This is a genomic window from Rheinheimera pacifica, from assembly GCF_024809855.1.
In the GTDB taxonomy this organism is placed as follows: domain Bacteria; phylum Pseudomonadota; class Gammaproteobacteria; order Enterobacterales; family Alteromonadaceae; genus Alishewanella; species Alishewanella pacifica_A.
Genome location: NZ_JANUEM010000025.1, coordinates 17,790 through 27,352 on the forward strand (window position 1 = coordinate 17,790; position 9,563 = coordinate 27,352).

General features: G+C 47.7%; 12 protein-coding genes. All 12 read left to right on the forward strand.

Annotated features, from left to right (window positions below; all coding sequences use genetic code 11):
• Positions 1-15: 15 nt before the first annotated feature.
• The 12 genes from rsmG to M2404_RS19890 all read left to right on the forward strand — a co-directional run bounded on the left by rsmG (position 16) and on the right by M2404_RS19890 (position 9,416).
• Positions 16-633, forward strand: a complete 618-nt coding sequence (rsmG, locus tag M2404_RS19835; protein ID WP_259241717.1) for a 16S rRNA (guanine(527)-N(7))-methyltransferase RsmG — start codon at positions 16-18, stop codon at positions 631-633.
• A 19-nt stretch (positions 634-652) separates the two neighbouring features.
• Positions 653-1,447, forward strand: coding sequence for a ParA family protein (locus M2404_RS19840; protein ID WP_215399060.1), 795 nt, complete (start codon positions 653-655; stop codon positions 1,445-1,447).
• Positions 1,448-1,476: 29 nt separating this feature from the next.
• Entirely contained in the window at positions 1,477-2,349 is an 873-nt protein-coding gene (locus M2404_RS19845) for a ParB/RepB/Spo0J family partition protein (protein ID WP_259241719.1), read from the forward strand.
• Positions 2,350-2,484: 135 nt separating this feature from the next.
• Positions 2,485-2,865 carry an ATP synthase subunit I gene (locus M2404_RS19850; protein WP_259241721.1) on the forward strand — a complete coding sequence of 127 codons (381 nt, stop codon included), beginning with the start codon at positions 2,485-2,487 and terminating at the stop codon, positions 2,863-2,865.
• Positions 2,866-2,879: 14 nt separating this feature from the next.
• Positions 2,880-3,740 carry a F0F1 ATP synthase subunit A gene (gene atpB / locus M2404_RS19855; protein WP_259241722.1) on the forward strand — a complete coding sequence of 287 codons (861 nt, stop codon included), beginning with the start codon at positions 2,880-2,882 and terminating at the stop codon, positions 3,738-3,740.
• A 45-nt stretch (positions 3,741-3,785) separates the two neighbouring features.
• The gene (atpE, locus tag M2404_RS19860) at positions 3,786-4,019 is read left to right on the forward strand and encodes a F0F1 ATP synthase subunit C (protein WP_132586566.1); all 234 of its coding nucleotides are present in this window, start codon (positions 3,786-3,788) and stop codon (positions 4,017-4,019) included.
• Positions 4,020-4,068: 49 nt separating this feature from the next.
• On the forward strand, positions 4,069-4,539 hold the full coding sequence (atpF, locus tag M2404_RS19865) for a F0F1 ATP synthase subunit B (RefSeq protein ID WP_259241725.1): 471 nt from the start codon (positions 4,069-4,071) through the stop codon (positions 4,537-4,539).
• Between the two features lie 11 nt (positions 4,540-4,550).
• On the forward strand, positions 4,551-5,084 hold the full coding sequence (gene atpH / locus M2404_RS19870) for a F0F1 ATP synthase subunit delta (RefSeq protein WP_215399055.1): 534 nt from the start codon (positions 4,551-4,553) through the stop codon (positions 5,082-5,084).
• Between the two features lie 14 nt (positions 5,085-5,098).
• Positions 5,099-6,640 carry a F0F1 ATP synthase subunit alpha gene (atpA, locus tag M2404_RS19875; protein WP_259241727.1) on the forward strand — a complete coding sequence of 514 codons (1,542 nt, stop codon included), beginning with the start codon at positions 5,099-5,101 and terminating at the stop codon, positions 6,638-6,640.
• A 53-nt stretch (positions 6,641-6,693) separates the two neighbouring features.
• A complete protein-coding gene (gene atpG / locus M2404_RS19880; RefSeq protein WP_259241728.1) occupies positions 6,694-7,557 on the forward strand; it encodes a F0F1 ATP synthase subunit gamma in 864 nt (287 codons plus the stop codon).
• Between the two features lie 33 nt (positions 7,558-7,590).
• Positions 7,591-8,976, forward strand: coding sequence for a F0F1 ATP synthase subunit beta (atpD, locus tag M2404_RS19885; RefSeq protein ID WP_173502589.1), 1,386 nt, complete (start codon positions 7,591-7,593; stop codon positions 8,974-8,976).
• Positions 8,977-8,999: 23 nt separating this feature from the next.
• A complete protein-coding gene (locus tag M2404_RS19890) occupies positions 9,000-9,416 on the forward strand; it encodes a F0F1 ATP synthase subunit epsilon (protein WP_027670541.1) in 417 nt (138 codons plus the stop codon).
• Positions 9,417-9,563 lie beyond the last annotated feature (147 nt).

Here is a 9,563-nt window from a genome sequence, read left to right on the forward strand (position 1 = left end):
AGCTTAAGGATCACAATGCTAGAAAAACTTAAGGCTCTGGTAGTACAAACCAGCCTGACACTGTCTGAACAGCAACTGCAACAATGTATCGCCTACGTGCAGCTGTTGGATAAGTGGAACAGTGCTTATAACCTGACTTCAGTGCGTAACCCCGAAGAAATGCTGATAAAGCACGTAATGGACAGTTTAGTGGTGGCACCGTTTTTAACTGGTCAGCGTTTTATTGACGTAGGTACCGGGCCGGGTTTACCCGGTGTGCTGCTGGCGATTTATTATCCTGATAAGCAATTTACCCTGCTCGACAGCCTGGGCAAACGTATCCGGTTTTTAAATCAGGTTAAGTTGCAACTGAAACTGGCTAATATTCAGCCGCTACAAAGCCGGGTTGAAGATCATCAGCCAGAACAGGGTTATGATGGCGTAATAAGCCGGGCTTTTGCCTCAATCAATGATATGCTCAGCTGGTGTCGGCATTTGCCTGCCAAAAACGGCTGCTTTTTCGCCATGAAAGGTGCCGCAGTACAAGAAGAAATTGCAGCTTTACCTGATTTTGTTAAAGTAACTTCCGTTCAGCCTCTTATAGTACCGCAGTTGCAAGCACAGCGGCATTTGGTGATACTGAACCCCTGCTAACTGATAACGAGGACATCTTGTGGCGAAAGTGATCGCAATAGCTAACCAGAAAGGTGGTGTTGGTAAAACCACTACGGCAGTGAATCTGGCTGCTTCACTGGCTGCTACCAAACGCAAGGTGTTACTTATTGATCTTGATCCTCAGGGCAATGCCACTATGGGTAGTGGTGTAGATAAGTATAGTTTGCCGGCTACTGCCTACGATTTACTGGTTGATGAAAAACCCTTAGTTGAAGTACTGGTAAAAGAAACTGCCGGTGGTTACCACCTGGTTGCAGCTAATTCGGATCTTACTGCAGCAGAAGTTCGGTTAATGAATGTGTTTGCCCGCGAAGTCCGTTTGCGCAACGCACTGAAAGATTACCGCAACAGTTACGACTTTATTTTTATAGACTGCCCACCGTCACTTAATATGCTGACTGTTAATGCCATGGCTGCAGCTGATACCGTGCTGGTTCCTATGCAGTGTGAATACTTTGCGCTGGAGGGATTAACGGCATTGGTTGATACGATTAATCAGCTGGCTGCTGCAGTTAATCCTGAGTTAAAGATCGAAGGTATATTAAGGACCATGTACGATCCGCGTAATCGCCTGGCGAACGACGTTTCGGAACAATTAAAGCAACATTTTGGCGACAAGGTTTACCGTGCTGTGATCCCGCGTAATGTCAGGCTGGCTGAAGCGCCCAGTTTTGGTGCGCCGGTAATGTATTATGATAAAAGCTCAACCGGAGCTAAGGCATATTTGGCACTGGCAGGCGAAATGCTGCGCCGGGCTGATAAAAAAACGGTTAACAGCACTACCTCTGTCTGATCTGAATAATTTTAGGGAAGCTATTTAGCATGTCGGTAAAGAAACGCGGCCTGGGCCGGGGTCTGGATGCCTTACTTACGTCCAACAGAACCAGTAACAGTGATACCGCCACTACATCAGCCACTGAGCTGCAACAGCTGCCGGTGGAGTTTCTGCAGCCGGGCAAATATCAGCCGCGTAAAGATATGTCGCAGGAAGCGCTGGAAGATTTAGCCAGTTCTATCCGCGCCCAGGGTATTATTCAACCGATAGTCGTGCGGCCACTGGCAAAAGATAAATACGAAATTATCGCCGGTGAAAGACGCTGGCGTGCCAGCCAATTGGCACAACTGGCTGAAGTACCTTGTATTGTAAAAGATGTACCGGATGAAGCCGCCGTTGCCATAGCCCTGATTGAAAATATTCAGCGCGAAGATTTAAATGCGATGGAAGAAGCGGTAGCGCTGGATCGCTTACTGACAGAATTTGCCCTAACCCACCAGCAAGTAGCCGATGCTGTGGGTAAATCGCGTGCTTCTGTTACCAATTTACTGCGCCTTAACCAGTTAAATGAAGACGTAAAGCTGTTGCTGGAACACGGTGACATTGAAATGGGCCATGCCCGGGCTTTATTAGCATTAAAGGACAATGAGCAGTCTGATTCGGCGCGTTTAGTGGCTGCCAAACAGCTTACCGTGCGGGAAACTGAAAATTTAGTACGGCGTATTCTGGAGCCTAAACCTGTTGTGGCAGAAAAACCGCGCGACCCGGATGTAATGGCACTGGAGCAACGTTTAAGTGAACGTTTTGCCGCACCGGTGCAAATCAGTTACAACGGTAAAGGCAAAGGTAAATTAGAAATTAGTTACACCAGCCTGGATGAGTTAGACGGTATTATTAATAAGTTGAATGCAGCTGAGTAATAATGCACCACTATTTACCAATAATATGTACTAAACCAGTGCTGGTGCCGCTTTTTGTTGCAAATTGAAGGTAAATAAGTATACTTTCGCAAGTTTTTCAGACCCCCTTCATGGGTGATTTCAGGGGGACATACAGTGACTGAACAAAACACAGCGTTGGCGCGTAAATCAGCTTATAAACTGGTAATGTGCCAGCTGGTGGTAGCCGGGGTAATTGCACTGGCTTTTTTTTTAGCTGCAGACGCTGTTGCAGCAAAATCCGCCTTTAAAGGTGGTTTAGTTGCTGTTATACCGAATTGTGTATTTGTGTTTTTTGCATTTCGTTTTAATGCGTTATATGACGCAAATGCAGTATTGGCAGCCTTTATGCGGGGGCAGTCATTAAAATTAATAATAACCGCTGTGCTTTTAGCCGTCGTATTTACGCAGCAACAACTGGTACCAGAGATTTTTTTAACCGGTTTTCTGCTTACGCTGTTAGCACAATGGACAGCACCAGTTTTTTTTAAACATTAACAATGGGATGAAACATGGCTGCAGGTGAAGAGTTAACTCTTTCAAGCCATATTCAGCACCACCTTACTAACGCCAAAATGTGTACCGTTGATGGTAGCGTTGCATTTAATAAAGCGTGTAGTGAGGCCGGGTTCTGGACATGGCATGTCGATACATTAGCGTGGTCTATTGGCCTTGGTTTGTTGTTTCTGTGGATTTTCCGCAGTGCAGCAACAAAAGCGACTACCGGCGTTCCGGGTAAGTTTCAGTGCTTTATTGAAATGGTAGTGGAGCTGGTTGCCACTAACGTTAAAGACACTTATCACGGTAAAAGTAAGCTTATAGCACCACTGGCACTGACTATCTTTGTCTGGGTGTTTCTAATGAACCTGATGGACCTGATCCCGGTTGATTTCCTGCCCGCTTTTGCCGGTTTTGTCGGTGAGCAAGCCTTGGGTATGGACTCACAAGATGTGTACATGAAAATTGTACCTACGACCGATATCAACTTAACGGCTGCACTGGCCATCGGCGTATTTATTCTGATGATCGGTTATTCAATTCGCATTAAAGGCGTATTGGGCTTTATTAAAGAGTTAACACTGCACCCGTTTAGCAGCAAGAACGTACCACTGCAAATTGCGCTGATCCCGTTCAACCTGTTGCTGGAAACCATCGCCTTAGTTGCCAAGCCGTTTTCACTGGCACTGCGGCTATTCGGTAACCTGTACGCCGGCGAGATGATCTTTATCCTGATTGGTGCTATCGGCTTGATGCAGTTACCACTGCACTTTGTCTGGGCGGTATTCCATATTCTGGTAATAGTGCTGCAGGCCTTTGTATTTATGATGCTGACCATTGTTTACTTAAGCATGGCCAGTTCAGATAACCACTGATTTTTTTAAACTTTAACTTTAACTATTGAAATATCGGAGAAAAAAATGGAACTAGTATTAGGTCTTAAATTAATCGCAGTTGCTATGTTAATCGGTTTCGGTGCCATCGGTACTGCGCTGGGTTTCGGTAACATGGGTGGTAAGTTCTTAGAAGCTTGTGCGCGTCAACCAGAACTGGCTCCTTCACTGCAAGTTAAAATGTTCATCCTGGCAGGTCTGATCGACGCCGTTGCGATGATTGGCGTTGGTATCGCCATGTACATGTTGTTCGCAATGTAATTGACGCTTTGTGTTATTCCGAACAACTGTTAACTAAGGAGGAGCGGTCGTGAATTTAAACGCCACTCTGCTAGGCGAATTAATCGCATTTGCGGTGTTCGTGCTGTTCTGTATGAAATTTGTCTGGCCGCCGCTGATGGGTGCCATCGAAGCGCGGCAGAAGAAAATTGCTGACGGTTTAGCAGCTTCTGATCGTGCGGAAAAAGACCTGGCATTAGCGCAGGACAAAGCCAAAGATCAGCTTAAAGATGCTAAAGCACAAGCAGCCGACATTATTGAGCAAGCGAAAAAACGCGAAGCCAAAATGCTGGATGAAGCCGTGCACAAAGCCAATGCCGAACGTGAAAACATTCTGGCCATTGGCAGAGCAGAATTAGAAGCCGAGCGTAACCGTTTACGCGAAGAGCTGCGCAAGCAAGTTGCTGCATTAGCAGTAGCCGGCGCGGAAAAAATTCTGCAACGTTCTATTGATGAAGCTGCTCACAGCGACATTCTGGAAAAACTGGTTCAAGAACTGTAAGAGGATGAGCTATGTCTGATTTGACTAATATTGCTCGTCCTTACGCCAAAGCGGCCTTTGATTTTGCTGTAGAGCAAAAAGCATTGGACGCTTGGCTACAGATGTTGGCCTTTGCTGCAGAAGTAGCAAAGAATGACCAGGTTGGTGCTTATTTAGGTGCCAACGGTGCTGCTGACAAGCAGGCCGGTCTGTTTATTCAGGTATGTGGTGAGCAACTCAATGAGCACGGCCAAAACTTTATTAAAGTGATGGCAGAAAATCATCGCTTGTTGGCGTTGCCTGAAGTGTTAGCTGCCTTTATTGCGCTTAAAGCCGAGTTTGAAAAAGAAATCGACGTTACTGTGGTTTCTGCAACCAAGCTTTCCAAAGCACAACAAGACAAGCTAGCCGCAGCATTATCGCAACGTTTGGCACGCAAAGTTAAATTGAACTGTAGCGAAGATCCTGCAGTGGTTGGCGGTATGCTGATCAAAGCAGGTGACATGGTTATTGATGGCTCGGTCCGCGGTAAGCTGGACCGTTTAGCAACTGCGCTGCAGTCTTAATTGGGGAACAGAGAATGCAACTGAATTCCACTGAAATATCAGAACTGATCAAAAGTCGTATTGCTCAGTTCGAAGTGGTCAGTGAAGCTCGTAACGAAGGTACTATCGTTCAGGTAACTGATGGTATTATCCGTATCAATGGTCTTGCAGATTGTATGCAGGGCGAGATGATTGAGCTTCCTGGCAACCGCTATGCAATTGCGCTGAATTTAGAGCGCAACTCAGTTGGTGCCGTAGTTATGGGTCCGTATGCGGACTTAACCGAAGGCACTAAAGTAAAAAGCACTGGCCGTATTTTAGAAGTACCGGTTGGCCCACAGCTGTTAGGCCGTGTGGTTAACACCTTAGGTGCACCTATCGACGGTAAAGGCCCGATTGATGCTGCTGGTTTTGAGCCGGTAGAAAAAATCGCCCCTGGCGTAATTGAACGTCAGTCAGTAGATCAGCCAATGCAGACCGGTTATAAGTCTGTTGATGCGATGATCCCTATCGGCCGTGGTCAGCGTGAATTGTTAATCGGTGACCGTCAAACCGGTAAAACTGCTCTGGCGATTGATGCGATCATCAACCAGAAAGGCACCGGCGTTAAGTGTATCTACGTTGCTGTAGGCCAGAAAGCCTCTACTATCGCTAACGTAGTACGTAAACTGGAAGAGCATGGTGCGCTGGCACATACCATCGTGGTGGTGGCGTCTGCTTCTGAAGCCGCTGCGCTGCAGTTCCTGGCTCCATACTCTGGTTGTACCATGGGCGAATACTTCCGTGACCGCGGTGAAGATGCGTTAATCGTATACGATGATTTGTCTAAGCAAGCTGTTGCTTACCGTCAAATCTCGTTACTGTTACGCCGTCCGCCAGGCCGTGAAGCTTACCCGGGCGACGTTTTCTATTTACACTCACGTTTGCTGGAACGCGCATCACGCGTTAACGCTGACTACGTAGAGAAATACACCAACGGTGAAGTAAAAGGTAAAACCGGTTCATTAACCGCTCTGCCAATTATCGAAACCCAGGCTGGTGACGTTTCTGCGTTCGTACCTACTAACGTAATTTCGATTACCGATGGTCAGATCTTTTTAGAAACTGACTTATTCAACGCCGGTATCCGTCCTGCGGTTAACGCGGGTATTTCGGTATCTCGTGTTGGTGGTGCAGCGCAAACCAAGATCATCAAGAAATTAGGTGGTGGTATTCGTCTGGCATTAGCCCAGTATTCGGAGCTGGCCGCGTTCGCGCAGTTCGCATCTGATCTTGACGAAGCAACCCGCGCCCAGTTAGAGCACGGCCAAAAGGTTACTGAGCTGATGAAACAGCTACAGTACAGCCCGATGAGCGTTGCTGACATGGGTGTGTCTATTTTCGCTATCGAAAAAGGCTTTATGAAAGATGTTGATGTGGCCAAAATCCTTGATTTTGAAGCCGGCATCATCGCTTTCATGCGTTCTGAACACGCTGAGCTGATGGCTGATATCGATAAAACCGGTAACTACAACGACCAAATCGAGTCTACGTTTAAAGCCGCTATTGAGAAATTCAAGGCAACGCAGACCTGGTAAGCAATGCGGGTGGCTATGCCACCCCATTCGTTGAATGAAACGGAGATACAGTCATGGCCGGTGGTAAAGAGATAAAAAGTAAGATCGGGAGTATTAACAATACTCGCAAGATCACCAGTGCTATGGAAAAAGTTGCGGTCAGCAAAATGCGCAAAGCGCAAGACCGTGTAGCTGCAACACGCCCATACGCTGAAGGTATGCGCAAAGTGATCGGTAACGTTGCCAATGGCAGCCTGGAATACCGCCATCCGTATTTAGCGGAGCGTGAGGTAAAACGGGTTGGTTATATTGTCATTTCTACTGATCGTGGTCTTTGCGGCGGCCTGAATACCAACGAGTTTAAAAAAGTAGCCCTTGAGCTGAAAAGCTGGAAAGACAAAGGTGTGGATGCGCAGTTTGCTGTAATCGGCAACAAAGCAACGGCCTTTTTCAAGCGTTTTGGCGGTAAGGTAGTTGCGCAACAGGCGGGTTCAGGTGACGTACCACGTTTGGCTGATGTGCTTGGTTCGGTAAAAGTAATGCTTAACGCATTTAACGAAGGCCGGATTGACCGCTTATTCCTGGTGTACAACAAGTTTGTAAACACCATGAAGCAAGAGCCAGTGATCGATCAACTCTTACCTTTGCCAAAAGCAGATATTGAGCAAAAAGAGCATAACTGGGATTACCTGTACGAGCCGGATCCACAACCTATCATCGATATGTTGTTAGACCGTTTCGTCGAATCGCAAGTGTATCAGGGTGTGGTAGAGAACTCTGCCAGTGAACACGCGGCACGGATGGTAGCTATGAAGGCTGCAACCGATAACGCCGGTAACCTGATGGACGACCTGAAGCTGGTGTACAACAAAGCACGTCAGGCCGCGATTACCCAGGAGCTTAGCGAGATCGTCGCAGGTGCGGCAGCTGTAGGCTAAGGTAAACAGTTTTGAGAAATTTGAGGAAACATCATGAGTCAAGGTAAGGTCGTCCAAATCATTGGCGCCGTTGTGGATATCGATTTTCCACAAGATGCGGTACCTGGTATCTATGACGCGTTAAACGTGACTGACGGTGATCTGGCTGGTTTAGTGCTGGAAGTACAGCAGCAGCTGGGTGGCGGTACAGTACGTACTATCGCGTTAGGTACTACAGACGGTTTACGTCGCGGCGCTGCCGTGTCTAACACCGGTAAAGCAATTCACGTTCCGGTGGGTAAAGCCACACTGGGCCGTATTATGAACGTATTAGGCGAGCCAATCGACGAAGCGGGCCCAATCGGTGAAGAAGAGCGTATGCCTATCCACCGTGCTGCGCCAAGTTACGAAGATCAGGCAGCGTCTAACGCGTTGCTGGAAACCGGTATCAAGGTTATCGACCTGGTATGCCCGTTCGCCAAAGGCGGTAAAGTGGGTCTGTTCGGTGGTGCCGGTGTAGGTAAAACCGTAAACATGATGGAACTGATCCGTAACATCGCCATCGAGCACAGCGGTTACTCAGTATTCGCCGGTGTAGGTGAGCGTACCCGTGAAGGTAACGACTTCTATCACGAGATGAAAGACTCTAACGTACTGGATAAAGTATCGTTAGTGTACGGTCAGATGAACGAGCCACCAGGCAACCGTCTGCGCGTAGCGTTAACCGGCTTAACCATGGCGGAAAAATTCCGTGATGAAGGCCGTGACGTACTGTTCTTCGTTGATAACATTTACCGTTACACCCTGGCCGGTACTGAAGTGTCTGCACTTTTAGGCCGTATGCCATCAGCGGTAGGTTATCAGCCAACGCTGGCAGAAGAGATGGGCGCCCTGCAAGAGCGTATCACTTCTACCAAGACAGGTTCTATCACGTCAATCCAGGCCGTTTACGTTCCTGCGGATGACTTAACTGACCCGTCACCAGCTACTACGTTCTCGCACTTAGACGCGACAGTAGTACTGAGCCGTAACATTGCCTCTCTGGGTATTTACCCGGCGATCGACCCACTGGATTCAACTTCTCGTCAGTTAGATCCACTGGTAATCGGTAAAGAGCACTATGAAGTGGCCCGTGGTGTGCAGTCAGTTCTGCAGCGTTACAAAGAACTGAAAGACATCATCGCGATTCTGGGTATGGACGAACTGTCTGATGAAGACCGCACCACAGTTTACCGTGCGCGTAAAATTCAGCGTTTCCTGTCACAGCCTTTCTTCGTAGCTGAAGTATTTACCGGTTCACCAGGTAAGTATGTACCGCTGAAAGAAACTATCCGTGGCTTCAAAGGTATTCTGGACGGCGAATTCGACCATATGCCAGAGCAAGCGTTCTACATGGTTGGTTCTATCGACGAAGCGATCGAAAAAGCGAAGAAACTGTAAGTTCAGGCTTTAGGAGAGCGGAGATGGCGATGACAGTGCAACTGGATGTAGTAAGTGCCGAAGAAAAAATCTTCTCCGGCCTTGTCGAATCCGTGCAGGTCACAGGCAGTGAGGGCGAGCTGGGTATTTTACCTTTCCACGCCCCGTTACTGACCACCCTGAAACCTGGCATGGTCCGTATCGTGAAACAATTTGGCGAAGAACACGTGATATATGTAGCCGGTGGTGTACTTGAAGTACAACCCGATACCATCACTGTTCTGGCCGATGTCGCGGTACGCGGCGAAGACTTAGACGAGCAAGCCGCTTTAGACGCACAAAAACGTGCCGAAGAAGCGATGCAACACGCTGGCGCAGACTTCAACTATGCTGAAGCTGCCGCGCAACTGGCCGAAGCCATTGCCCAGCTACGTATTATTCAGAAAATGCGTAAAAAATAAGTTCGGGTTCCGAAACTTTAAAAGCCACCTTAGGGTGGCTTTTTTGTTGCTGATGACCCGTCCTAAATAAAGTTGACACTTTCCAGCTTCTTTTTGGAGAGTGTAATGAAAACAAGTAATAAACGAACTCAGCGGGATTACTCACTG

Excerpts from the sequence above, each read along its gene's own strand:
- rsmG (WP_259241717.1), top strand. The coding sequence starts at position 16 with ATGCTAGAAAAACTTAAGGCTCTGGTAGTACAAACCAGCCTGACACTG.
- M2404_RS19845 (WP_259241719.1), top strand. The coding sequence starts at position 1,477 with ATGTCGGTAAAGAAACGCGGCCTGGGCCGGGGTCTGGATGCCTTACTT.
- atpB (WP_259241722.1), top strand. The coding sequence starts at position 2,880 with ATGGCTGCAGGTGAAGAGTTAACTCTTTCAAGCCATATTCAGCACCAC.
- atpE (WP_132586566.1), top strand. The coding sequence starts at position 3,786 with ATGGAACTAGTATTAGGTCTTAAATTAATCGCAGTTGCTATGTTAATC.
- atpH (WP_215399055.1), top strand. The coding sequence starts at position 4,551 with ATGTCTGATTTGACTAATATTGCTCGTCCTTACGCCAAAGCGGCCTTT.
- atpA (WP_259241727.1), top strand. The coding sequence starts at position 5,099 with ATGCAACTGAATTCCACTGAAATATCAGAACTGATCAAAAGTCGTATT.
- atpG (WP_259241728.1), top strand. The coding sequence starts at position 6,694 with ATGGCCGGTGGTAAAGAGATAAAAAGTAAGATCGGGAGTATTAACAAT.
- atpD (WP_173502589.1), top strand. The coding sequence starts at position 7,591 with ATGAGTCAAGGTAAGGTCGTCCAAATCATTGGCGCCGTTGTGGATATC.
- M2404_RS19890 (WP_027670541.1), top strand. The coding sequence starts at position 9,000 with ATGGCGATGACAGTGCAACTGGATGTAGTAAGTGCCGAAGAAAAAATC.